Genomic DNA, 23,737 nt, shown 5'->3' with positions numbered 1-23,737 from the left:
CGAAAGGCCGCGTCATTCGAGCAGGGGGCGATGCTGTTGCGAGACGGTTTTCGACAGCGCGCGTGGGGGGCGTTCTGGTCGATCGAATGCACGGGCTGCGGCAGGCGGACCCGCCCGACGCGCGCGCCGGCTGGCGACGAATTCGGCCGGAACTCGAGCGCGTGAAGTAAACTACGCGGTTACGACGCACAGACCCGCCGAAAGCGTCGCGTTTCGCGCGGCGCTTTTGCATTTCTGCAGCAATTTTATTGACGCTTCCAACCGCGAATCCGAGCCGCGCCCGCGCGCGGCCATAGAGCCAACGATGTCCCGAATTTCCTTGTTTCCGCGTCAGTCCCGTCTGTCGCGCGCCGTGCGTGGGGCGCTGACGATCCTGGCGCTCGGCGCAGCCGCATCGGCGTGGGCAGTCGGCACCGGCGAACTGCCGGCGTCCGCCGCCGGCGCCGCCGCACCGCTTACCGTGACGGTCCAGCCGGGCCAGTCGCTGAACGACATCGCGAAAGCGGCCACGCAATCGCACGACCCGGCCGTGCTCGCGCGCGCCGCCCGTGCGCTGTTCGACGCCAATCCGCAGGCGTTCATGAAGCGCGACGCGAGCCGGCTGAAAGTCGGCGCGACGCTGACCGTGCCCGCGCTCGACGCCACCGGCGCGGCGCTCGTGCCGGCCGGCGCGTCCGCTGCCTCCGGTGCGACGGCCGCTTCCGCGCCCGCCGCCGCATCGGGTGGGGCGGCGATCGCGCAGCACGGCGCATCCGCGCCGCATCCTGGCTCGGCGGTGCAATCCGCGCCGGTGGCGTCGGCCGTGCATGCGGCTCCGGTGAGCGGTGCCAGTGCCGCGGCGGCGGCGGGGGCGGCGGCTTCGATCGGTGCTTCGGCTTCGACCGGTGCTTCGGCTTCGACCGGGGCGGCGGCCGCACAGGGCGCGTCGGGTATCGACAGCACGCAGCCGGCGGCGCCCACGGGCGGTGCCAGCGGCCCGCATGTGTGGAGCGGGGCGATCCAGTCGGCGCCGTCGTCCGCGAGCGAGGCGGCGGGGCAGGCGGTGCCGGGCAGCCCGGTTTCCGGCGTGCGCGAACCGGCCGGCGCGGCGCCTGCCGTGGGAGCGTCGCAGCCCCGGCCGTCGAGCCTGCAGCAATTGCTGGCGTTGAAGAATCGCGTGCTGATGGAGTTGCAGAAGCACGGCATCGGCAAACCGGCGACGACGACCGGCGTCGCGCCTGCGCCGGCTCCGGCGCCCGCCGCGCCGCGTCTGGCCGCGAATGACGCGAGTGCGTCGGCCGCCGCATCGACGGTGGACGAAGCCGCGTCGGGTGTGGCAGCCAGCGCGCCGCAACCGGCATCGGCTTCCGTGCAACCGATCGCGCCCGTCGCGACACCGGCACGTCGTACCGAACAGATGGACTGGCGCCCGGCCGCCGCGGCCGGTGCAGCCGTGATCGTGCTCGCGGCCGGCTTCGTATGGCGCAAGCGCCGGAAGGGTCGCCGCGCGGACGACGCGGGTGCCGATACGACCGCAGCCGCAGCAGGCGGCGCCGCGGCTGCGGCTGCGGGAGCCGCGCCGACCGTCGAACGTGAACTGCCGATCACGCCCGAAATGCCGGTCGCACGCGATGCGGCGTCCGACATGAATCTCGCCGCGGCCACTGCCACGGCGGCGGAGGCGGTCGAGCCTCCCGCAGCGGACACATCGACTGCGCCTGAAGTGGCGGCACCGCGCGACGAGTCGCCCGAATTGCCGGCTGCCGTCGCTGCCGTGTCGCCCGCGAACGACGCGATTCCGGTTCCGGCTGAGGCTCCGCCCGACGCAGAACCGGCGGAAAAAACCACTGGCGCCGACAAGCAGGCCGAGCCGACGGAGCCGACCGCCGCATCCGTCGCCCCTTCGACGACCGAAGCACAGCACGCGACGCTGATGCAGAACGCGATCAGCGCGCTCAACAGTCTCGACATGCCGTTGCCGCCGCGGGCGGCGGACGAGCCGTCGTTGACGCCGGAGGCCCTTGCCACGCGGGCAACGCAGTCCGACACCGGCAAAATCGCAACTAACGGTCAATCCGCCCAGCACCCGCCAATGGGTTCGGGTGAAACGACACCGGAACATCCGGTCGACCACGACGACGAGTTCGACTGGGATCCGGACGCGGCGACGCCCGCCGGCCAAGCGGGCGGCCCGCCTGCGGCGACATCGCTGCCGCCGCTCGGCGGCGCGCAGTTCGGCGCGCTGAAGCTCGATTTCGATCTCGACCTGCCGTCCACCCCGGGCGCCGCACTGCCCGCGCTCACCGCGGACGAGCTCGCGCGCATCGCGCGCAACAAGCTCGACCTCGCGGCCGAATACGTCGAGCTGGGCGATCTGGCCGGCGCGCGGACGCTGCTGCAGGAAGTGGTCGACGCGAACGACGCCGCGACGCGCGACGATGCACGCGCGCTGCTCGCGAAACTGGCGGACGAGGCGTGATGCGGATCGCGCTGGGCATCCAGTACGACGGCGCGGCGTTCTGCGGCTGGCAGGCGCAGCCGCACGGCAAGACCGTGCAGGACCGGCTCGAGCATGCGCTGGCCGAGTTCGCGCGGGTGCCGCTGCACACGACGGTGGCCGGGCGCACCGATACCGGCGTGCACGGGCTCGGGCAGGTCGTGCATTTCGACACGGATCTCGAGCGCGAGGTGTTCTCGTGGGTGCGCGGCACCAACGCGTTCCTGCCGCCGACCGTGTCGGTGCAATGGGCGAAGCCGATGCCGGACACGTTCCATGCGCGCTTCTCGGCGTTCGAGCGCACCTATTACTACGCGCTGTACGTGCATCCCGTGCGTTCGCCGATGCTGGCCGGGCGCGCCGGCTGGATCCACACGCCGCTCGACGACGACGCGATGCGTGCCGCCGCCGCGCACCTGATCGGCGAGCATGATTTTTCGTCGTTCCGGTCGTCGGAATGCCAGTCGAAGACGCCGGTCAAACACCTGTATCAGATCGACGTGCGGCGCGCCGGGCATTTCATCCATTTCCGCTTTCGCGCGAACGCGTTCCTGCATCACATGGTGCGCAACCTGATGGGCTGCCTCGTCGCGGTCGGGCGCGGCCGCTATCCGGCCGACTGGCTCGCCGACGTGCTGGCCGGGCGCGACCGCAACCTCGCCGCACCCACGTTCATGGCCGACGGGCTGTACCTCGCCCACGTCGGCTACCCGGCGGAATTCGCCGTCCCGCCCGCGCAGCTCGGCAGCGTGCCGTGGAGCAGCGTCTGGGCCGATCTGGACCCACAATCATGACGGATCACGCCGTGTCCCCTTCGAGTTCCGCCGCGGCGGCGGGCGTGCCGCCGCGCACGCGCATCAAGCTGTGCGGGCTGTCGCGGCCCGAGGACGTGCTGCACGCGGCAGCCCTCGGCGCCGATGCGATCGGCCTCGTGTTCTACCCGAAGAGCCCGCGCGCGGTGACGATCGCGCAGGCGGCCGAGCTGGCGAGCCTGGCGCCGCCGTTCGTCTCGGTGGTCGGACTGTTCGTGAATGCGACCGAGGCCGAGATCGAAGCCGTCGTGCGCGACGTGCCGCTCACGGTGCTGCAGTTCCATGGCGACGAGACGCCCGAGCAGTGCGACGCGCTCGGCCGCGCGGCGCGCCTGCCGTGGTTGCGCGCGGTGCGCGTCGGCCCCTCGACGCAGCGTGCCGATTTGGTAGAATCGGCTCTTCATTATTCGAAAGCGCGCGGCCTCCTGTTCGACACCCTGGTGCCGGATTACGGCGGTAGCGGCAAGGTCTTCGATTGGTCTCTTATTCCCGCAGAGCTCGCGCGTCGGGCCGTTTTGAGTGGTGGCTTGAACGCGCAAAACGTCGGTGATGCGATCCGCCAGCTGCGTCCGTTTGCTGTCGATGTCTCCAGTGGCATCGAAGTGGAGGGCGCGAAGGGCGTGAAGGATCACGCCCGGATGGCGGCGTTCGTACGCGCGGTGCGCGAAGCGGACGCCGGGTGATGCAAGCCGGTGCGGCCCCGCGGGCGGGGCGCACCGACCGATCGAGAGAGACACCATGTACAACCTTCCTGATGATCGCGGCCATTTCGGCCCGTATGGCGGCGTGTTCGTCGCCGAGACGCTGATTCATGCGCTGGACGAACTGCGCGCGGCGTATGAAAAGTTCCAGAACGATCCCGATTTCGTCGCCGAATTCGAGCGCGAGCTGAAGCATTTCGTCGGCCGTCCGTCGCCGATCTACCACGCGCAGCGCTGGAGCGAGACGCTCGGCGGCGCGCAGATCTACCTGAAGCGTGAAGACCTGAACCACACGGGCGCGCACAAGATCAACAACGTGATCGGCCAGGCGCTGCTCGCGAAGCGCATGGGCAAGAAGCGCGTGATCGCGGAAACGGGCGCCGGCCAGCACGGCGTCGCGACCGCGACGATCTGCGCGCGCTTCGGGATGGAGTGCGTCGTCTACATGGGCGCCGAGGACGTGCGTCGGCAGGCCGCGAACGTGTACCGGATGAAGCTGCTGGGCGCGACGGTCGTGCCGGTCGAATCGGGTTCGCGCACGCTGAAGGACGCGCTGAACGAAGCGATGCGCGACTGGGTCACGAACATCGAAAGCACGTTCTACATCATCGGCACGGTCGCGGGCCCGCACCCGTACCCGATGATGGTGCGCGACTTCCAGCGCGTGATCGGCGACGAGTGCAAGGTGCAGATGCCCGAGCTCGCGGGCCGGCAGCCCGACGCGGTGATCGCCTGCGTCGGCGGCGGGTCGAACGCGATGGGCATTTTCTATCCGTACATCGACGATACGTCGGTGCAGCTGATCGGCGTCGAAGCGGCCGGCGACGGCCTCGACACGGGCCATCACGCGGCGTCGCTGATCGCCGGCAGCCCGGGCGTGCTGCACGGCAATCGCACGTACCTGCTGCAGGACGACAACGGCCAGATCATCGAGACGCATTCGGTGTCGGCGGGCCTCGACTATCCGGGCGTCGGCCCCGAGCACGCATGGCTGAAGGACAGCGGCCGCGCGCAGTACGTGCCGATCACCGACGCGGAAGCGTTGAAGGCGTTCCACGACTGCTGCCGGATCGAGGGGATCATTCCCGCGCTCGAGTCGAGCCATGCGATCGCGTATGGCGTGAAGCTCGCGCCGACGTTGCCGAAGGACAAGATCCTGCTCGTCAACCTGTCGGGCCGCGGCGACAAGGACATGCACACGGTCGCCGAGCGATCGGGCATCGCGCTCTGACCCCGACCGATGCGTGACCTGATCGAAGAGCCGGGCGGCGGCGCCGCGAGCGAGGCGGAGGCGGTTCAGCCCGCCGCCGTGCCGCGCGCGCTGCCGCCCGGTATCGAACTGCACAACCGCGATTTCCTGACCGATGCCGCGCACTTGCCGGATGCGTCGATCGACCTGATCGTCGCCGATCCGCCGTACGGGCTCGGCAAGGACTACGGCAACGATTCGGACAAGCGTTCGGGCGACGATTTCCTCGCGTGGACGCGCGAGTGGCTCGAACTCGCGATTCCGAAGCTGAAGCCGAGCGGGTCGATGTACATCTTCTGCACGTGGCAGTACGCGCCGGAAATCTTCAGTTTCCTGAAGACGCAACTCACGATGGTCAACGAGATCATCTGGGACCGGCGCGTGCCGAGCATGGGCGGCACGACGCGCCGTTTCACGTCGGTGCACGACAACATCGGCTTTTTCGCGGTTTCCAAAGCGTATTACTTCGATCTCGATCCGGTCCGCATCCCGTACGACGCCGACACGAAGAAGGCCCGCTCGCGCAAGCTGTTCGAAGGCAGCAAGTGGCTGGAGATGGGCTACAACCCGAAGGACGTCTGGTCGGTCTCGCGCCTGCACCGGCAGCACGCGGAGCGCGTCGATCATCCGACCCAGAAGCCGCTGGAAATCATCGAGCGGATGGTGCTCGCAAGCTGCCCGCCGGGCGGCCGCGTGCTCGATCCGTTCATGGGCAGCGGCACGACCGCGGTGGCCTGCGCACGGCAGGGGCGCGACTTCGTCGGCTACGAGATCAACGAAAGCTATTGTGCGATCGCGCACGAGCGCGTGAGCGCGCTCGCCGCGCCGGCGTGCGCGTGAATCGCGCCGCCGCCGAATGCACTGAGGAAAATTGCCATGTCCCGTATTCAGCAGACCTTCGCCGCACTCGCCGAACAAGGCCGTAAGGGCCTGATCCCGTTCATCACGGCCGGCGACCCCGACCCCGCGAAAACCGTCGAATTCATGCACGCGCTCGCCGCCGGCGGCGCGGACGTGATCGAACTCGGCGTGCCGTTCTCGGACCCGATGGCCGACGGCCCGGTGATCCAGCGCTCGTCGGAACGCGCGCTCGCGCGCGGCGTCACGTTGAAGAGCGTGCTCGCCGACGTGAAGCGTTTTCGCGAAACCGACCCCAAAACCCCCGTCGTGCTGATGGGCTATGCGAACCCGATCGAACGGATGGGTGTCGACGCGTTCGCGGCCGAAGCGCACGCGGCCGGCGTCGACGGCGTGCTGGTGGTCGACTATCCGCCTGAAGAGGCGGGCGTGTTCGCCGAAAAGATGCGGGCCGCGCAGATCGATCCGATCTTCCTGCTCGCGCCGACGTCGACCGACGAACGCATCGCCGACGTGGGCAAGATCGCGAGCGGCTACGTGTATTACGTGTCGCTCAAGGGCGTGACCGGCGCGGGAAATCTGGATGTTTCGAGCATTGCAGGTAAAATCCCGGCCATCAAGTCGCGCGTGCCGGTTCCGGTGGGCGTCGGCTTCGGTATCCGCGACGCCGAAACGGCGCGTGCGGTGGCCGAAGTGTCGGACGCCGTCGTGATCGGCAGCCGCCTCGTGCAACTGCTCGAGAGCGCCGCGCCGGAAGGTGCCGCCGCCGCGCTGAAGACGTTCATCGCCGAGCTGCGCGCCGCCCTGGACGGTGCCGGCAACACGGCGCGATAAACACAACACAGGAAGCGGGAACGGGCCGCGTCGGCCCGCCCCGCCACGGAACAGGAAACCATACGATGAGCTGGCTCGACAAACTGTTGCCGCCGAAGATCAAGCAGACCGACCCGAAAAGCCGCAAGGGCATTCCGGAAGGCCTGTGGGTCAAGTGCCCGTCCTGCGAGGCCGTTCTCTATCGCAACGACGTGGACGCGAACCTGCACGTGTGCCCGAAGTGCGATCACCACATGCGCATCGGCGCGCGCGAGCGCCTCGACGGGCTGCTCGATCCGGAAGGCCGCTACGAGATCGGCCAGGAAGTCGTGCCGGTCGACTCGCTGAAGTTCAAGGACAGCCGCAAGTACCCCGATCGTCTGAAGGAAGCGATGGACGAAACCGGCGAGACCGACGCGATGGTCGTGATGGGCGGCGCGATCCACACGCTGCCGGTCGTGGCAGCGTGCTTCGAATTCTCGTTCATGGGCGGCTCGATGGGTTCGGTCGTCGGCGAGCGCTTCGCGCGCGGTGCGCAGAACGCGCTGGAGCAGCACGTGCCGTTCATCTGCTTCACGGCATCGGGCGGCGCACGGATGCAGGAGAGCCTGCTGTCGCTGATGCAGATGGCCAAGACCACCGCGATGCTGACCAAGCTCGCCGAAGCGAAGCTCCCGTTCATCTCGGTGCTGACCGACCCGACGATGGGCGGCGTGTCGGCGAGCTTCGCGTTCCTCGGCGACGTCGTGATCGCGGAGCCGAAGGCGCTGATCGGCTTCGCCGGCCCGCGCGTGATCGAGCAGACGGTCCGCGAGAAGCTGCCGGAAGGCTTCCAGCGCGCCGAATTCCTGCTGAAGACGGGCGCGATCGACATGATCGTCGACCGTCGCAAGATGCGCGACGAGATCGCGCAGTTGCTCGCGCTGCTGCAGCGACAGCCGGCCGACGCGCTGGCCTGACCGGCGCAACGTCGTGACTCCGCGCGTCGCCTGGCTTCTCAGGCGGCGCGCTTTGCTTTTTGGCGTAGTGGCGGTACCGATCCAGATTTGATCCGATGAGCACATTTCCCACTCTCGACGCGTGGCTTTCGCATCTCGAACGCGCGCACCCGGTCGGCATCGACATGGGCCTGACCCGCATCGGGCAGGTCAAGGCGGCGCTGCAGCTCGAATTCGCGTGCCCGGTGATCACCGTCGGCGGCACGAACGGCAAGGGCTCGACCTGCGCGTTCCTCGAGGCGATCCTCGTGCGCGCGGGTTACAAGGTCGGCTGCCACACGTCGCCGCACCTGCTCGCATTCAACGAGCGCGCGCGCGTGAACGGGCAGAACGTGACCGACGACGAACTGCTGCCGCACTTCGAGGCCGTCGAAGCCGCGCGCACGTCGCTGGCCGAGCCCGTGTCGCTCACGTATTTCGAATTCACGACGCTCGCGATCCTGCATCTGTTCGCCTCGCGCGGGCTCGACGCGGTGATCCTCGAAGTCGGCCTCGGCGGCCGGCTCGATGCGGTGAACATCATCGACGCCGATTGCGCGATCGTCACGAGCATCGACATCGATCACACCGAATACCTCGGCGACACGCGCGAGAAGATCGCGTTCGAGAAGGCCGGGATCTTCCGCGCGGGCAAGCCGGCGATCTGCGGCGATCCGGCCGCGCCGCAGACGCTCGTCGACCACGCCGAAGCGATCGGCGCCGACCTGTGGCTCGTCGGCCGCGATTTCCGCTACGAGGCGCAGGCAGGGGCCGAGCGCCAGCAATGGAGCTACCTCGGCCGCGACAAGCGCTATCCGGCGCTCGCGTATCCGGCGCTGCGCGGCGCGAACCAGCTGATCAACGCGTCGGCCGCGCTCGCCGCGCTCGAGGCGCTGCGCCCGGTGCTGCCGGTGTCCGCGCAGGACATCCGGCTCGGGCTCGCGAACGTCGAGCTGCCGGGGCGCTTCCAGGTGCTGCCCGGCAAGCCGGCGATCGTGCTCGACGTCGCGCACAACCCGCATGCGTCGGCCGTGCTCGAGCAGAACCTCGGCAACATGGGTTTCTTCCCGTACACGTACGCGGTGTTCGGCGCGATGCACGACAAGGACATCGACGGCGTGCTGCAGCACCTGAAGGGCGAGATCGACCACTGGTGCGTGACCGACCTGCCGCTGCCGCGCGCAGCCTCCGCGGAGCAGCTCGAAGCCGCGCTGCGCAAGGCCGGCGTGGAGGAGGGGCCCGATTCGAGCGTGACGCGTTACGCGTCGCCCGCGGAAGCGTTTCGCGATGCACTAAAAAGAGCATCCGAGAATGATAGAATCGTGGTTTTCGGCAGTTTCCATACGGTTGCCGGCGTGCTGGCCTACCGTAAATCGCAGCAACACTGACTGACGGGCAGTTTCGGACTCAGCCATTCATGGGAATTTTCTCGTTCGGCAAGAAAGACGACGACGCGCCCCCGCGGCGCGGCGGTCGCACCGGGGCCTCCCGGAACGTGCGCACGGAGCGCACTGAACGCGTCGAGCGCCGCACGCGCCGCACCGAGCGTCCGGAATCGGACGCACTGCTCCTCGATCCGACCCTTCCTGAAAAGCAACGCGCGCGCCGTCGCCTCGTCGGCGCGATCGCGCTCGTCGTGGCCGCCGTGATCGTGCTCCCGATGGTGCTCGACTCGCACCCGAAGCCGGTCACCGACGACATCGCGATCGACATCCCGAACCGGCCCGCGCACCAGGCGGTCGCGCCGCGCGACGACGACGTGTCCGACGTGCAGGCGGGCGTCGCGCACGACGAACCGCCCGCATCCGACGCGGCCGTGGCGGCCGCACCGGCACCCGCCCCCGCGCCGAAGGATGTCGCCAAGCCGGCCGCGAAACCCGATACGACCACCACCGCGAGCGTGACGCCGCCGAAGCCCGCGCCGAAGCCGGCCGCTCCGGCGGCGAAACCGGCCGCGCCGAAGCCTGCGCCCGCAACCGTCGCGAATGCCGGCGCCGCGAGCCCGGACGGCGGCGACGCATCGTCGCCGGCGTCGCCGGCCGGTGCGCGCTTCGCGGTGCAGCTCGGTTCGTTCAAGGACGCCGCGACCGCCCGTTCGTGGGCCACCAAGTTGAAATCGGCGGGCGTGCCCGCATATGTCGAGCACAGCAAGCAGGCCGACGGCAGCACGGCTACACTGCTGCGTGCCGGCCCGTTCGCGGATCGTGCGGCGGCATCCGCCGCGATCGCGAAGGTGCGCGAAGCCGGACTGACGCAGTAACGTGCGATGCTGACGGCTTTCGACTACGCTGTATTGGCGGTGATCGCGTTGTCGGCGCTGCGCGGCGCGTGGCGCGGCTTCGTGTCCGAGATTTTCGGGCTGATCGGCTGGATTGCGGCGGTCGTGATCGCGGGCCGCTACGTCGGGCTGGTCGTGCCGTACATTCCGGCGAACTGGCCGGGCGGCGCGCTGACGCAGTGGGTGATCGCCTTCGCGTTGCTCGTGATCGGCGTCGTGCTGGTCGCCGGCGTGGCGAACGCGCTGCTGTCGCGGATCGCGCAGGCGAGCGGCCTGGGCGGCGTCGACCGCTCGCTGGGCATGATGTTCGGGCTCGTCCGCGGCTGTGTGCTGGTGGTGCTGCTGGTCGCGGCGGCCGGGCTGACCGAACTGCCCAAACAGGATTTCTGGCGCAATGCGCTATTGCGTCCTTTTGCCGAACAGGGCGTGCACGAGCTGAAGCAGCTCCTGCCCGACGGCATGGCCCAGTACGTACGCGTGTGACGGCGCGGCCGGGCAGGACGGAACCGATTTTGTCATCTTGAAGGACATGCCATGTGCGGCATCGTAGGCGTTATCTCCCAATCCCCTGTCAATCAGCTGATCTATGACAGCCTGCTGCTGCTGCAGCATCGCGGTCAGGACGCGGCGGGCATCGCGACGGCGGACGGCAGCAATTTCCACATGTACAAGGCGAACGGCATGGTGCGCGACGTGTTCCGCACGCGCAACATGCGCAGCCTGCCCGGCACCTACGGCATCGGCCAGGTACGCTACCCGACGGCCGGCTCGGCGTCGAGCGAGGCCGAGGCGCAGCCGTTCTACGTGAACGCGCCGTTCGGGATCATCCTCGCGCACAACGGCAACCTGACGAACTGGATGCAGCTGAAGGACGAGATGTTCCGGATCGACCGCCGGCACATCAACACCAACTCCGACAGCGAAGTGCTGCTCAACGTGTTCGCGCACGAGCTGCAACTGTCGACCACGGGCCTCGAGCTCGACCCGGCGTCGGTGTTCAAGGCGGTCTCGGGCGTGCATCGCCGCCTGCAGGGTTCGTACGCGATCGTGTCGCTGATCGCCGGCTACGGCCTGCTCGCGTTCCGCGACCCGTTCGGCATCCGCCCGCTGTGCATCGGCAAGCTCGAAACCGAGCACGGCACCGAATGGATGGTCGCGTCGGAGTCGGTGGCGGTCGAAGGCATCGGTTTCGAATTCGTGCGTGACCTGGAGCCGGGCGAGGCGGTCTTCATCGACAAGGCCGGCAACTTCCACAGCCAGCAGTGCGCGGAGAACCCGACGCTGAATCCGTGCATGTTCGAATACGTGTATCTGGCCCGTCCGGATTCGTGCCTCGACGGCGTGCCGGTGTACAACGTGCGCCTGCGCATGGGCGACTATCTCGCCGAGAAGATCAAGCGCGAACTGCCGAACGTGCCGATCGACGTCGTGATGCCGATTCCCGATTCGTCGCGCCCGGCCGCGATGCAGGTCGCCGCGAAGCTCGGCGTCGAGTACCGCGAAGGCTTCTTCAAGAACCGCTACGTCGGCCGCACGTTCATCATGCCGGGGCAGGCCGTGCGCAAGAAGTCGGTGCGCCAGAAGCTCAACGCGATGAGCATCGAGTTCAAGGACAAGCACGTGCTGATCGTCGACGATTCGATCGTGCGCGGCACGACCTCGCACGAAATCGTGCAGATGGCGCGCGATGCGGGTGCGAAGTCGGTGATCTTCGCGTCGGCTGCGCCGCCCGTGAAATTCCCGAACGTGTACGGCATCGACATGCCGACGCGTGGCGAGCTCGTCGCGCACGGCCGCACCGACGAAGAAGTCGCGAAGATCATCGGCGCCGATCACCTGATCTATCAGGACGTCGACGATCTGCGCCGCGCGGTGCGCGACATCAACCCGAAGCTCGAGCGCTTCGAGGCGTCGTGCTTCGACGGCAACTACATCACCGGCGCCGTGACGCCCGAGTACCTCGATGCGATCGAGCGCGCGCGTCTCACGCCGGCGTCGCAGGCCGATCGCGATACGGCCAGCGATACCGAGCGCTCGCAGATGAACCTGCAACTGTCGGTCGAGTAACTCACGCCGGCGCGCGCTTGGATCGAGGCGTGATAGGATGTGGCCTTGCGTCGATTTGATATCAGCTTGCGGACGCGGGGCAACTTCCCAAAACAGCTAAAGCGAAGGCCGGCGGCAGCCGGCCCGAGTCGATCGCTGTCGTACCGCACCGAAGCCCGCTGATGCCGACGCATAGCGGGCTTTTTGTTTTTGGCCTCGGTTTTGACCGGGTCCGCGCCTCGTGCATGACCGTCGGCGCGGCCATCGAATACGGAAAACGGAACATGGACGATTCCCTCAACTTCGACACGCTTGCCGTGCGCGCGGGCACGCTGCGCAGCGACTTCAACGAGCATTCGGAAGCGCTGTTCCTCACGTCGAGCTTCTGCTTCTCGAGCGCGGCCGACGCGGCCGAGCGCTTCGCGAATTCGGAAGACTATTTCACCTATTCGCGCTTCACGAACCCGACCGTCACCATGTTCCAGGAGCGTCTCGCGGCGCTCGAGGGCGGCGAGGCGTGCATCGCGACGGCGTCGGGCATGGCCGCGATCATGTCGGTCGTGATGTCCGCGCTGCAGGCGGGCGACCACCTCGTCAGCTCGCGCAGCCTGTTCGGCTCGACGCTCGGGATGTTCTCGCAGATCTTCAGCAAGTTCGGGATCACGACGACCTTCGTCGACCCGACCGACCTGAACGCGTGGCATGAAGCCGTGCGGCCGGAAACGAAGATGTTCTTCCTCGAGACGCCGTCGAACCCGCTGACCGAACTCGCCGACATCGAGGCGATCGGCAAGATCGCGAAGGCCGCGAACGCGCTGTTCGTCGTCGACAACTGTTTCTGCAGCCCGGTGCTGCAGCAGCCGCTGAAGCTCGGCGCGGACGTCGTGATGCATTCGGCGACGAAATTCCTCGACGGGCAGGGCCGCGTGCTCGGCGGCGCGCTGGTCGGCTCGAAGGAATTCATCATGGGCAAGGTGTTCCCGTTCGTGCGCAGCGCGGGCCCGACGCTGTCGGCGTTCAACGCATGGGTGCTGCTGAAGGGGATGGAGACGCTGTCGCTGCGCGTCGAGAAGCAATCGGCGAACGCGCTGGAGATCGCGCGCTGGCTCGACGCGCATCCGGCGGTCGCGCGCGTGTTCTACCCGGGCCTCGAATCGCATCCGCAGCATGAACTCGCGAAGCGCCAGCAGAAGGCCGGCGGTGCAATCGTGTCGTTCGAGCTGAAGGGCGACACGCCGGAGCAGCAGCGCGCGAACGCGTGGCGGGTGATCGACAACACGAAGCTGGTGTCGATCACCGGCAACCTCGGCGATACGCGCACGACGATCACGCATCCGGCCACCACGACGCACGGCCGCATCACGCCGGAAGCGCGTGCGGCGGCGGGGATCACCGAAGGGCTGATTCGCCTCGCGGTCGGGCTCGAGCACGCGGGCGACATTCGCGACGATCTCGCGCGCGGCCTGGACAGCTGAGCGATACGGCCGGTTTTTGCCCGGCATCGACGATGAAACGGGCCGCTCGAGAGAGCGGCCCGTTGTCGTTTCGGCGCATGCCGTCGTGCGTGTTTTGCCGACGTTCAGCCCGCGGCGTGCGCGGGCGGCGCGGCGCGCACCGCGTCCACCATCCAGCGCAGCGTTTCGTCGAGCGGCGTGATCGGTAGTTCGCCCACCGCGCGCCGCAGCTTGTCGCGCGACCCGCTCAGGCGCTTCACTTCGTTGTGCCGCACGAAGCGCGGATCGATCGTCACGTCGATCACGTAGCCGGCGATGCGCGACAGCATCGCCAGCACTTCCTTCAGCGAATACGCGCGCTCCGAACAGACGTTGAACGTCTCGCCGGCCGGCGCGGCTTCGATCAGCTTCAGATAGGCGGCCGTCACGTCGCGCACGTCGGAGAAATCGCGGCTCACGTCTAGGTTGCCGAGCGAGATCCGCGGCGCGTTGCCCGCAAAGTGCGCGACGAGCTTCGGCAGCAGATACGCATCGCTCTGGCCGACACCCGTGTAGTTGAACGGCCGCGCGATCACGATCGGCAGCCGGTCGGCCCACAGCTTCGCCGCATATTCCATTGCGAGCTTGCTGACCGCGTAGTCGTTCGCCGGGGCCGGCGCGACGGTTTCGTCGAGCACGCCGGCCGTCGAGTTGCCGTAGACGTTCGCGCTGCTTGCGAGCAGCACCGCCGACGGGCGGCGGTCGAGGCCGTCGAGCGCGGCCAGCAGGTTGCGCGTGCCGACGATGTTGACAGCGTAGGTGTGCGAGGGCTCGTCCTGCGCGACATGCGCGCGCGCGGCCAGATGCACGACCGCGTCGGGCCGCGCGTCGGCCGCGGCCGCGCGCATGGCCTGCGCGTCGAGCAGGTCGACGGGCAGCAGCGTGCAGTGCGCGAACGCCGGATCGGCGGGGCCGGGCGTGCCGGGCGCGACCGTGCCCCAGACGTCGTAGCCGGCCGCCTGCAGGCGTTCGACCATGTAGCGGCCGGTGAAGCCCGTCAGGCCCGTGACGAACGCACGGCGCGACGGACGGCCGGCCTCAGAACGTGTCATGGTGTTGATTCCGCGTCAAATCCGCTTCGACCATCATCTGGCAAAGTTGTTCGAGCGTCGTCTTGGGTTCCCAGCCGAGTTTGCTTTTCGCCTTGTCCGCGCAGCCGATCAGCAAGTCGACTTCCGCGGGGCGGTAGAACTTCGGGTTCACTTCGACGAGCACGTTGCCGGTCGATGCGTCGAGGCCGCGCTCCTGCTCGCCCTTGCCGGTCCATTCGAGCTGGTAGCCGGCCGCCGCGAACGCCATCCGCACGAAGTCGCGCACGGTTTCGGTGCGGTTGGTCGCCAGCACGTAGGTGTCGGGCTCGTCGGCCTGCAGCATCCGCCACATGCCTTCGACGTATTCGAGCGCGAAGCCCCAGTCGCGTTTCGCGTCGAGATTGCCGAGCTCGAGACGGGTCGCCTTGCCGAGCCGGATCTTCGCGACCGTGTCGGTGATCTTGCGCGTGACGAATTCGCGGCCGCGCAGCGGCGATTCATGATTGAACAGGATCCCGCTGCTGCCGAACAGGCCGTACGACTCGCGGTAGTTCACGGTCATCCAGTGCGCGTACAGCTTCGCCACGCCGTAGGGGCTGCGCGGATAGAACGCAGTGGTTTCCGTTTGCGGGATGGCCTGCACCTTGCCGAACATCTCGGACGTCGACGCCTGGTAATAGCGGGTCTTCGGGCTCACGACCCGAATCGCCTCGAGCAGGTTCAGCGGGCCGATCCCGGTCACTTCGGCGGTCGTCGCCGGTTGGTCGAACGACACGCCGACGAAGCTTTGCGCGGCCAGGTTGTAGAGCTCGTCCGGCTGCGTGCGTTCGAGCAGGCGCAGGCTCGAGCCCGCGTCGGTCAGGTCGTGTTCGACGAGCGTCAGGTTCGGGTGCGTGTCGACGCCGAGCTCGGCGATGCGCCAGAAATTCACCGAGCTGGTGCGGCGATAGGTGCCGGTGACTTCGTAGCCCTTGTCGAGCAGCAGTTTGGTCAGGTACGCACCGTCTTGCCCCGAAATTCCGGTGATGATGGCCTTTTTACGCGTTTGGCTCATGGCGTTGTCCTGGTAGAAGCGATGGATGATGAGATTCAGGCGGTCGTGCCGGCGGCGGCCGGCAGCGCGCGGCGCGCGGGCCCGCGCGTCAGGCGCCGTTCGAAGCCGTACCAGCTCAGGGTCGCGTACGCGAGCGTGATCGCAAGCGCCAGCGCGGCCGTGACGAAACGGTTCAGGTGCAGCGGCCACAGCGCGTACAGCACGCTCAGGTGGATCAGGTAGACGGTGTAGCTGACGGTGCCGACGTAGACGAGCATCGGGTTCGTCAGCACGCGTTGCACGAGGCCGCGCCCGCGCAGCGCGATCACGACGATCGACGTGCACAGCAGCAGCGAGATGCTGTAGAGCGCCGCGTTCGACAGCGGCGTGTTCGCGGCGCGAAAGCGCGGGAACGACAGGTGCAGCCAGCCGAGGATCGCGAGCGACACGAGCGCGCCGACGATCGCGAGCGGATAGAACGGCTCCAGCGCGCGCCGGTCGCGGCGCAGCACGATCGCGAGCAACGCGCCTGCCGCGAGCAGGTCCATCCGGAACGGCGTCAGGTAGTAGATCGGCCAGAACGAATCGAACCACGGCGTCGCGATCGCGCGCAGCACCGGCGCCGCGACGATCAGCGCGGCGGCGACCCACGGCAGCGCGCGCTCCGAGCACCACAGCACGACGAACGGCCAGAAGATGTAGAACTGCTCCTCGACCGCGAGCGACCACAGCACGTTCAGGCTGTCATGGCCGATGCTGCCGAGCGACAGCCCGATATTGGTCGAGAAGAACGCGAACCACGGCCAGTGCGGCAGCCAGCTCGCGCCGAACAGCAGCGTCGACACCGCCAGCAGCAGCACGTACGGCGGCAGGATGCGGCGCACGCGGCGCGCGTAGAAGTGGCTGAAGTACGACTGCCCGCGCGCCTTGCGATCGAGCAGGATGCCGGTGATCAGCAACCCGCTCAGCACGAAGAACAGATCGACGCCCATCCACAGCGGCGCCTTCAGCGCGTGCTGCAGGAACACGGCGCCCACGGCGATCGCGCGCAGCCCGTCGAGCTGCACGATGCGTCCGTGTTGCGGCGGGGCGAGGTCGGCGGGGCGCGACAGGGCCGTCATCGCGCGGCTCCTTCACGACCCGCATCCGATGCGTGTACGTATTGCATGCCTTTAAATGAAATAGGGAATCGAAAACGATTCTAGGGAAAAGAAATCGGTAAAAAAACGCGCGCCATTTATCTGACGACAAATACCCGAATGCCAATTATTACGGTCGCGACACGAAAGATTTGCACCGGGCGGCCGCCAGACGCGGCGCGGGGCGGAATTTTCTACGTGGCGGCGCGGGAAAGGCGGTCGTTATTGCCGTTTCCGGGCCTGATTGACTGCCCGTTCCGGTTCGATATTTCTGGCGGAAACATCCCCAAATATTTCCAAATTTCTTGTGATTATTTTTGCTTGTAACCTGCATCGCGACGTTTGAAACCCATTTAGCGACAGGGCGCAGCCGCCGGCCATCCGAGGCTGCGCCGGTCGTTGTTGCATCGAGTCTGGAGAAGCGCATTGCGACGTCTGATTCTGGTTGGCGTGACGGTATGCGCGGCGCTGCTGACGAGCGCCGTGCCGGCCGAAACGGTGTTGCCCGCGACGACCTCGTGGATCGGCAACACGTTCGGCTATGGCGACGGCAGCTGGACGCAGATCGACATCCGCGCGATCGCGGTGACGCCCGACGGCAAGGTGTATACGAATGCGCCGTGGGACGAGAGCGGCGCCGAGGCGAGCGTCTACCAGGACGGGAAGATGCTCGGCTTCGCCGGTGGCACCCACGGCTGGGGCAACCTCGGCGGCAACGCGATCGCGGTGAACGGCAAGTATGCGTATGTCGCGATCGGCGTCGGCAACGAGCGCGGCCACCTGCAGTCGCCCGGCATCTGGCCGGACAAGGGCAAGCAATGGTTCGGCATCTCGCGGCGCACGATCGGCGACATGAAGCAGCCCGCGCCGTTTCGCGCGGCGCCGCCGGTCGCGCCGGGCGGCCGCGCCGATGCCGGCCGCGCCGATGCCGGCCGCGCGCGAATGGCCGCCAGCTTCATGATGATGAACGAGGTGCCGGCGCCCGCACGCTCGGAAGTGGGCGACGCGAAGGCGGAAGTGGGCGGCCTCGCGGCCGACGACAAGACGCTGTTCGCGACCAATCCGTCGCGCGACGCGGTGGACGTGTACGACGCGGAGACGATGCAGCGGAAGGGCACGTGGAGCGCGCACGAGCCGGGCCGCATCGCGCTCGCGGGCGACGGCACGCTGTGGCTGCTGACCGATACGCTGGGCGGGCCCGCGCATCTCGTGCACGTGCGGGCCGACGGCCGCAAGCTCGACGACGCGCCGGCGCTGCCGGCAGGCACCGACGCGGTGGACGTGGCGGTCGATGCGAAAGGGCGCGTGCTGGTCGCGGACAACGGGCCGCGCCAGCAGATCCTGATCTTCTCGAAAGGCGCGAACGGCTATGCGCAGTCGGGCTCGCTCGGCGAGCGCGGCGGCATCTTCGCGGGGCCGGTGCCGGGGCGCCCGGGGTCGCAGCGCTTCAACGGGCTGACGGGCGTCGGCGTCGACCGCGCGGGCAACGTCTACGTGTCGATGAACGGGATCGGGCCGCGCCACGACACGATCGGCGCGGGGCTCGGCGCGGTGCTGGAAAGCTACACGCCGGACGGCAAGCTGCGCTGGCAGGTGCAGGGGCTGCTGTTCGTCGACGGCGCGTGGCTCGACCCCGCGCGGCCGAACAGCGTGTACACGGGCAACAAGCGCTTCGAGCTCGACCTGTCGAAGCCGCCGGGCCAGGACTGGAAATACGTCGGCTTCCTGTCGAACCGCTTCAAGTATCCGGACGACCCCGTGTTCCACACCGACCAGTATCCGGGCATGCCGATCGCGCGGCGCGTCGACGGCCGCACGTTCCTGTACCTGACCGACATGTACGCCGATCATCTGAAGATCTACCGCTTCGACGCGAAGCGCGACGGCGAGGTCGCGATTCCGTCCGGCCTGATCGCGGGCCGCGCGCGGCCGGTCGACAAGGTGCCGAACAAGCCGCCGGGCGGCGACTGGCTGTGGCGCGACGCGAACGGCAACGGCCGGATCGATGCCGACGAGTCCGAGCTCAACACGACGGGCAAGGCGAAGGCGGGCGGCTGGGGCTGGTGGGTCGACACGAAGGGCGACATCTGGCGCACGAGCGACGTGCGCGGCATCCACCGCTTCCAGTACGGCGGCGTCGACAAGGCCGGCAACCCGATCTATTCGTACGACAAGGTCACGACCTACCCGATGCCGCAGCCGTTCACGCAACTGCGCCGGTCGATCTACGACGCGCAGACGGACACGCTGTACGTGACCGGCTACACGGCCGACGCGCCGCCGCAGCCGGGCATCAACAAGGAAGTCGGCCGCGTGCTGGTGCGCTTCGACAAGTGGTCGAGCGGCTCGCCGGTGGTGCGCTACCAGGTCGCGCTGCCATGGCAGCTCGATGCGAAGCCGATCCTCGACCTGATCGGGATCACGGTCGAAGGCCGCTACATCTTCACGGTGGAGCCGGTCGGCAAGATCCACGTGTACGACAAGGAAACCGGCAAGGAAGTGGGCGTGATGAGCCCGGGCGCCGAGGTCGGCAAGGCCTCCGGCTGGGTCGACGTGCCGTTCGGCATCAGCGCGTTCCGGCGCGAGAACGGCGAATACCTCGTGTTCGTCGAGGAAGACGCGCGCGGCAAGGTGCTGATGTATCGCTGGAAACCGTGACGGGCGGCGCGCCGTCGTCGACGTCACTCAAGGCTTAAGCATGGACAAAGGCATACTCAAGAACGTTTCGATCAACTTCATCGGGCTGATCCTGCCGACCTTCGTGTCGCTGGTGACCGTGCCCGCGTACATCCACGCGCTCGGCGTCGAACGCTACGGCGTCGTCAGCCTCGTGTGGACGCTGATCGGCTATTTCGGGATCCTCGATCTCGGGATGAGCATGGCCGCGCAGAACCACATCTCGAAGGCGCTCGCGAGCGGCGACGCCGACGAAAGCGCGCGCGTGTTCTGGAGCGCGTTCTGGCTGAATCTCGGCACCGGCATCGCGGGCGGGCTGCTGATCTATTTCGGTGCGTTCGTCTACACCGCGTATTTCACGAAGGTGTCGGCCGCGATGCAGCACGAGGTGTATCTCGCGCTGCCGTGGCTCGCGCTCGCGATTCCGCTCGCGAACGTGTCGTGGGTGTTCGCCGGCGCAATCAACGGCGCCGAACGGTTCGGCGTGTTCAACACGAACCAGACGATCGGCACGTTCCTGTTCCAGCTGCTGCCGCTCGCCGCCGCGTGGTGGATCGCGCCGAACCTGCAGACGGTGCTCGCCGCGGCCGTCGTCGCGCGGCTGATCGCGGCGGTGATGCTCGGCCAGGCCAGCATCAAGGTGCTCGGCATCCGCCGCATCGATCCGCCGCAGTGGGGTACCGCGAAGGGGCTGTTCAACTTCGGCGGCTGGATGCTGATCGCGAGCACGACCAGCATGATCGCCGACACGCTCGACCGCGTGATGCTCGGCGCCGGCATGGGCGCGAAGTTCGTCACCTACTACACGGTGCCGCAGAACCTCGTCACGCGCCTGAACATGCTGCCGAACGCACTGGTGCGCACGCTGTTTCCGCGCCTGTCGGCGGTCGGCCGCGATCACGCGGATACCCTCGCGCGCCAGTCGCTCGAATTCCTGAACGGCGTGTTCACGCCGGTCGGCATCGTCGCGATCTTCGCGCTCGCGCCGTTCCTCACGCTGTGGGTCGGCGCCGATCTCGCCGCGCATTCGGCGCCGGTCGGCCGCGTGCTCGTGATCAGCGTATGGCTCGTCGGCCAGGCGAGCGTCACACGCATCCTGATCCAGTCGCAGGTCAACCCGGCCCGCGCGGCATTCGCCGGGCTCGTCGAGATGCCGTTCTTCGTCGGCGGCCTGTGGCTCGGCATTCATCACTTCGGGCTGATCGGCGCGGCGGTGGTCGTCGCGGCGCGCGCGCTCGTCGACTACGGCGTGCTGCTGTACCTGTCGGCGATCCGGATGCGCGCGATCGTGCTCGACATGCTCGCCCATCTCGCCTTCCTGCTCGCGAGCCTGTTTCTGGCGCAAGCGTGGCCGGGGCTGGTCCAGTCGATCGGCCTGTGCGCGGTCGTGCTGGTGCTGAACGTTGCGTGGTCGCTCACGATGACGCCGGGATTGCGTGCACTCGTGCGCGACCTGTTCGTCCGTCTCAATGCGAGGAGAACTGCATGAATCGCGATCTGGCGGAACACGCCGTCCTGAATCTCGCCACGGCCGACGCCGCCGTGGCCCACGCGGGCGACGCCGCCGCGCTGCACCGCGCGGTGCCGGCCGAACGGGCCGGCGCGCGGCAGCCGGCGCGTGCGCTGCGCGTGGCGATCGTCCACGACTGGCTCGTCACCTACGCGGGCGCCGAGCGCGTGCTCGAACAGATCGTCGCGTGCTTTCCCGACGCGGACCTGTTCAGCCTCGTCGATTTCCTCGACGACCGCGCGTTCGTGCGCGGCAAGCCGGTGACGACGTCGTTCATCCAGAAGCTGCCGTTCGCGCGCACCAAGTACCGCAGCTACCTGCCGCTGATGCCGCTCGCGATCGAGCAGCTCGACGTGTCCGAGTACGACCTCGTGATCTCGAGCAGCCACGCGGTCGCGAAGGGCGTGCTGACCGGGCCGGACCAGGTGCACATCAGCTACGTGCATTCGCCGATCCGCTATGCGTGGGACCTGCAGCACCAGTATCTGGAACAGTCGAATCTCACGCACGGGCCGAAATCGCTGCTCGCGCGGATGATTCTCCATTACATCCGCAACTGGGATACGCGCACCGCGAACGCGGTGGACGGCTTCGTCGCGAATTCCGCGTTCATCGCGCGGCGCATCAAGAAGGTCTACCACCGCGACGCCGCGGTGATCTTCCCGCCGGTCGACGTCGACGCGTTCTCGCTGAACGCGGCGAAGGAGGACTTCTACCTGACCGCGTCGCGGATGGTGCCGTACAAGAAGATCGACCTGATCGTCGAAGCGTTTTCGCGCACGCCCGAGCGCAAGCTCGTCGTGATCGGCGACGGCCCCGAGATGCAGAAAATCCGCGCGAAGGCCGGCCCGAACGTCGAGATCATGGGCTATCAGCCGTTCGCGGTGCTGCACGACCGGATGCGGCGCGCGAAGGCGTTCGTGTTCGCGGCCGAGGAGGATTTCGGGATCTCGGTCGTCGAGGCGCAGGCGTGCGGCACGCCGGTCATCGCGTACGGCAAGGGCGGTGCGCTCGAAACCGTGCTCGACCCGCAGTCGAGCCTGAACCCGACGGGCCTGTTCTTCGACGAACAGACGCCGCACGCGATCGTCGCGGCCGTCGACGATTTCGAGCGCGCGCCGCAGCGCTTCACGCCTGACGCGTGCCGCGCGAACGCGGAGCGGTTTTCCGCCGATACGTTCCGGCAGCGCTTCCTCGACTACGTGGAGCAAGCGCTGCCCGGCTCGACCGCGCGGCGCGGCACGGCCGCGCCGATGCCGGCCGCGCGCGGCCCGGCGACGCTCGTGCTCGATCAGAGCGGCGTGCTCGGCGGCGCCGAGCTGTCGCTGCTCGAGATCATGAAGCACATGCGCGCGAACGCCGACGTGCTGCTGTTCGACGACGGCCCGTTCCGCGCGGCGCTCGACGAGATCGGCGCACGCGTCGACGTGGTCGACCAAGGCGCGCTCGCGGGCGTGCGCAAGCAGGGCGGCGTGTCGTTCGGCGCGGTGAAGCAGCTCGTGCGGCTCGTGCGCGACGTCGCCCGGCGCGCGCGCCGCGCCGAGGTGATCTACGCGAACACGCAACGCGCGATGGTGGTCGCCGCGCTTGCCGGGCGGCTCGCGCGCAAGCCGGTGGTCTGGCATTTGCGCGACATCGTCAGCGCCGACCATTTCGGCGGCAAGCAGTTGCAGGCGATCAAGTACTGCGCGCGGCTCGGCGTCACGCGCGTGATCGCGAACTCCGATGCATCCGCGCAGGCGTTCCGCGCGCTGACGGGCTTCACGCCGCAGCACGTCGACGTCGTGTTCAACGGCATCTCGGCCGAACCGTTCGATGCGCTGGAAGGCGTGAGCCAGGCGGCGCTGCGCGCGCCTCGGGTTGCCGACGGACGCATGGCTGGTCGGTTCGTTCAGCCGGCTCGCGCGCTGGAAGGGGCAGCACGTGCTGCTGGAGGCCGCCGCGCGGCATCCGGACATGCACGTGGTGCTGGTCGGCGCGCCGCTGTTCGGCGAGGACGACTATGCGGCGCAACTGCACGAATACGTCGCGCAGCACGGGATGGACGAGCGCGTGCATTTCCTCGGATTCCAGCGCGACGTGGCCGCATGCATGACGGCGGTGGACGTCGTCGCGCATACGTCCATCACGCCCGAACCGTTCGGGCGGGTGATCGTCGAGGGGATGCTGGCGCGCCGGCCGGTTGTCGCGGCGCGTGCGGGCGGCGTCGTCGAGATCATCGAGGACGGCGACAACGGGCTGCTCTGCGAGCCGGGCAACGCGGCCGCGCTGGCCGATGCGCTGGCGGCGCTCAAGCGCGACGGCGCGCTGCGCGAGCGGCTCGTCGCGAGTGGGCGCGCGACTGCGGTGCGGCGGTTCGGGACCGAAACGTACGTGGAGCGGGTCGAGAAGATTCTCTCCGATACGGCGAAGGCCGCCCGGGCCGCGAAAGCGAAGAAATAGCAGCCGGCGCGCGCCGGCGGGAAACGAGCCTCCGTGCGGCGTCGTGCCGTGCGGGGGCTTCGTCTTTCGGCGGGCGACGCGCGTGGTTGGGGCGGGCTGGCGGGCTCGAGCCCGAGTCCGAGTCGGCGTGATCGCGGCCGATCGTCATCCGGAACGGGAGCGGGCCGTCGGCAACGTGGCGCGAGCAGGACACCGTCGCAGTC

Annotated in this window: 17 protein-coding genes and 1 pseudogene; 15 read left to right on the top strand and 3 right to left on the bottom strand. The window is 68.2% G+C overall.

Annotated features, from left to right (window positions below; genetic code table 11):
- Nucleotides 1–304: 304 nt before the first annotated feature.
- The 12 genes from LGN10_RS20590 (at nucleotide 305) to LGN10_RS20535 (ending at nucleotide 13,685) form a co-directional block, all read left to right on the top strand.
- Nucleotides 305–2,458 carry a FimV/HubP family polar landmark protein gene (locus tag LGN10_RS20590; protein WP_226224864.1) on the top strand — a complete coding sequence of 718 codons (2,154 nt, stop codon included), beginning with the start codon at nucleotides 305–307 and terminating at the stop codon, nucleotides 2,456–2,458.
- Entirely contained in the window at nucleotides 2,458–3,270 is an 813-nt protein-coding gene (gene truA, locus LGN10_RS20585) for a tRNA pseudouridine(38-40) synthase TruA (RefSeq protein ID WP_059582759.1), read from the top strand. The genes LGN10_RS20590 and truA overlap by 1 nt, the downstream gene beginning before the upstream one ends.
- The gene (locus LGN10_RS20580; protein ID WP_059582757.1) at nucleotides 3,267–3,971 is read left to right on the top strand and encodes a phosphoribosylanthranilate isomerase; all 705 of its coding nucleotides are present in this window, start codon (nucleotides 3,267–3,269) and stop codon (nucleotides 3,969–3,971) included. The genes truA and LGN10_RS20580 overlap by 4 nt, the downstream gene beginning before the upstream one ends.
- A gap of 55 nt (nucleotides 3,972–4,026) precedes the next feature.
- Entirely contained in the window at nucleotides 4,027–5,220 is a 1,194-nt protein-coding gene (trpB, locus tag LGN10_RS20575) for a tryptophan synthase subunit beta (RefSeq protein WP_059582753.1), read from the top strand.
- Between the two features lie 9 nt (nucleotides 5,221–5,229).
- Nucleotides 5,230–6,078: a DNA-methyltransferase gene (locus tag LGN10_RS20570; protein WP_059582750.1), complete on the top strand. Its 849-nt coding sequence runs from the start codon at nucleotides 5,230–5,232 to the stop codon at nucleotides 6,076–6,078.
- Between the two features lie 36 nt (nucleotides 6,079–6,114).
- On the top strand, nucleotides 6,115–6,930 hold the full coding sequence (gene trpA / locus LGN10_RS20565; RefSeq protein WP_059582749.1) for a tryptophan synthase subunit alpha: 816 nt from the start codon (nucleotides 6,115–6,117) through the stop codon (nucleotides 6,928–6,930).
- A 65-nt stretch (nucleotides 6,931–6,995) separates the two neighbouring features.
- Nucleotides 6,996–7,868 (top strand): acetyl-CoA carboxylase, carboxyltransferase subunit beta, encoded by an 873-nt coding sequence (accD, locus tag LGN10_RS20560; RefSeq protein WP_040139428.1) that lies wholly within the window; start codon nucleotides 6,996–6,998, stop codon nucleotides 7,866–7,868.
- 95 nt (nucleotides 7,869–7,963) lie between these two features.
- Nucleotides 7,964–9,274: a bifunctional tetrahydrofolate synthase/dihydrofolate synthase gene (gene folC / locus LGN10_RS20555; RefSeq protein ID WP_226224863.1), complete on the top strand. Its 1,311-nt coding sequence runs from the start codon at nucleotides 7,964–7,966 to the stop codon at nucleotides 9,272–9,274.
- A gap of 29 nt (nucleotides 9,275–9,303) precedes the next feature.
- Complete coding sequence (locus LGN10_RS20550; RefSeq protein WP_226224861.1) at nucleotides 9,304–10,146, top strand: SPOR domain-containing protein; 843 nt, start codon at nucleotides 9,304–9,306, stop codon at nucleotides 10,144–10,146.
- 6 nt (nucleotides 10,147–10,152) lie between these two features.
- On the top strand, nucleotides 10,153–10,647 hold the full coding sequence (locus LGN10_RS20545) for a CvpA family protein (RefSeq protein ID WP_059582742.1): 495 nt from the start codon (nucleotides 10,153–10,155) through the stop codon (nucleotides 10,645–10,647).
- Nucleotides 10,648–10,698: 51 nt separating this feature from the next.
- On the top strand, nucleotides 10,699–12,231 hold the full coding sequence (purF, locus tag LGN10_RS20540; RefSeq protein ID WP_059582739.1) for an amidophosphoribosyltransferase: 1,533 nt from the start codon (nucleotides 10,699–10,701) through the stop codon (nucleotides 12,229–12,231).
- Between the two features lie 263 nt (nucleotides 12,232–12,494).
- The gene (locus tag LGN10_RS20535) at nucleotides 12,495–13,685 is read left to right on the top strand and encodes an O-succinylhomoserine sulfhydrylase (protein ID WP_226224859.1); all 1,191 of its coding nucleotides are present in this window, start codon (nucleotides 12,495–12,497) and stop codon (nucleotides 13,683–13,685) included.
- A 104-nt stretch (nucleotides 13,686–13,789) separates the two neighbouring features.
- Here LGN10_RS20535 and LGN10_RS20530 read toward each other — a convergent pair whose 3' ends face one another.
- Genes LGN10_RS20530 through LGN10_RS20520 form a run of 3 tightly spaced genes read right to left on the bottom strand, consistent with a single transcriptional unit; the run spans nucleotide 13,790 to nucleotide 16,888 of the window.
- Entirely contained in the window at nucleotides 13,790–14,755 is a 966-nt protein-coding gene (locus tag LGN10_RS20530) for an NAD-dependent epimerase/dehydratase family protein (RefSeq protein WP_226224857.1), read from the bottom strand.
- Complete coding sequence (gmd, locus tag LGN10_RS20525; protein ID WP_059639179.1) at nucleotides 14,742–15,788, bottom strand: GDP-mannose 4,6-dehydratase; 1,047 nt, start codon at nucleotides 15,786–15,788, stop codon at nucleotides 14,742–14,744. Before gmd ends, LGN10_RS20530 begins: the two co-directional genes overlap by 14 nt.
- A 35-nt stretch (nucleotides 15,789–15,823) precedes the next feature.
- Nucleotides 15,824–16,888 (bottom strand): acyltransferase family protein, encoded by a 1,065-nt coding sequence (locus LGN10_RS20520; protein WP_059582731.1) that lies wholly within the window; start codon nucleotides 16,886–16,888, stop codon nucleotides 15,824–15,826.
- A 444-nt stretch (nucleotides 16,889–17,332) separates the two neighbouring features.
- Between LGN10_RS20520 and LGN10_RS20515 the strand changes: the two genes are divergently transcribed.
- From LGN10_RS20515 to LGN10_RS20505, 3 genes and pseudogenes are all read left to right on the top strand, one after another.
- The gene (locus LGN10_RS20515) at nucleotides 17,333–19,564 is read left to right on the top strand and encodes a hypothetical protein (protein WP_226224856.1); all 2,232 of its coding nucleotides are present in this window, start codon (nucleotides 17,333–17,335) and stop codon (nucleotides 19,562–19,564) included.
- A 40-nt stretch (nucleotides 19,565–19,604) separates the two neighbouring features.
- A complete protein-coding gene (locus LGN10_RS20510) occupies nucleotides 19,605–21,071 on the top strand; it encodes a flippase (protein ID WP_059639181.1) in 1,467 nt (488 codons plus the stop codon).
- Nucleotides 21,068–23,534 (top strand): annotated as a pseudogene (locus LGN10_RS20505) (glycosyltransferase family 4 protein). Before LGN10_RS20510 ends, LGN10_RS20505 begins: the two are co-directional and overlap by 4 nt.
- Nucleotides 23,535–23,737: the final 203 nt, after the last annotated feature.

It is taken from the genome of Burkholderia sp. AU32262 (genome assembly GCF_020419985.1).
Classification (GTDB): domain Bacteria; phylum Pseudomonadota; class Gammaproteobacteria; order Burkholderiales; family Burkholderiaceae; genus Burkholderia; species Burkholderia semiarida.
Note: the sequence above shows the minus strand (reverse complement) of the source record. Positions and strands in the feature narration are given on the sequence as shown.

What these genes read in the sequence shown, in the direction of transcription:
- LGN10_RS20590 (WP_226224864.1), top strand. Translation starts at nt 305, where the DNA reads ATGTCCCGAATTTCCTTGTTTCCGCGTCAGTCCCGTCTGTCGCGCGCC.
- truA (WP_059582759.1), top strand. Translation starts at nt 2,458, where the DNA reads ATGCGGATCGCGCTGGGCATCCAGTACGACGGCGCGGCGTTCTGCGGC.
- LGN10_RS20580 (WP_059582757.1), top strand. Translation starts at nt 3,267, where the DNA reads ATGACGGATCACGCCGTGTCCCCTTCGAGTTCCGCCGCGGCGGCGGGC.
- trpB (WP_059582753.1), top strand. Translation starts at nt 4,027, where the DNA reads ATGTACAACCTTCCTGATGATCGCGGCCATTTCGGCCCGTATGGCGGC.
- LGN10_RS20570 (WP_059582750.1), top strand. Translation starts at nt 5,230, where the DNA reads ATGCGTGACCTGATCGAAGAGCCGGGCGGCGGCGCCGCGAGCGAGGCG.
- trpA (WP_059582749.1), top strand. Translation starts at nt 6,115, where the DNA reads ATGTCCCGTATTCAGCAGACCTTCGCCGCACTCGCCGAACAAGGCCGT.
- accD (WP_040139428.1), top strand. Translation starts at nt 6,996, where the DNA reads ATGAGCTGGCTCGACAAACTGTTGCCGCCGAAGATCAAGCAGACCGAC.
- folC (WP_226224863.1), top strand. Translation starts at nt 7,964, where the DNA reads ATGAGCACATTTCCCACTCTCGACGCGTGGCTTTCGCATCTCGAACGC.
- LGN10_RS20550 (WP_226224861.1), top strand. Translation starts at nt 9,304, where the DNA reads ATGGGAATTTTCTCGTTCGGCAAGAAAGACGACGACGCGCCCCCGCGG.
- LGN10_RS20545 (WP_059582742.1), top strand. Translation starts at nt 10,153, where the DNA reads ATGCTGACGGCTTTCGACTACGCTGTATTGGCGGTGATCGCGTTGTCG.
- purF (WP_059582739.1), top strand. Translation starts at nt 10,699, where the DNA reads ATGTGCGGCATCGTAGGCGTTATCTCCCAATCCCCTGTCAATCAGCTG.
- LGN10_RS20535 (WP_226224859.1), top strand. Translation starts at nt 12,495, where the DNA reads ATGGACGATTCCCTCAACTTCGACACGCTTGCCGTGCGCGCGGGCACG.
- LGN10_RS20530 (WP_226224857.1), bottom strand. Translation starts at nt 14,755, where the DNA reads ATGACACGTTCTGAGGCCGGCCGTCCGTCGCGCCGTGCGTTCGTCACG.
- gmd (WP_059639179.1), bottom strand. Translation starts at nt 15,788, where the DNA reads ATGAGCCAAACGCGTAAAAAGGCCATCATCACCGGAATTTCGGGGCAA.
- LGN10_RS20520 (WP_059582731.1), bottom strand. Translation starts at nt 16,888, where the DNA reads ATGACGGCCCTGTCGCGCCCCGCCGACCTCGCCCCGCCGCAACACGGA.
- LGN10_RS20510 (WP_059639181.1), top strand. Translation starts at nt 19,605, where the DNA reads ATGGACAAAGGCATACTCAAGAACGTTTCGATCAACTTCATCGGGCTG.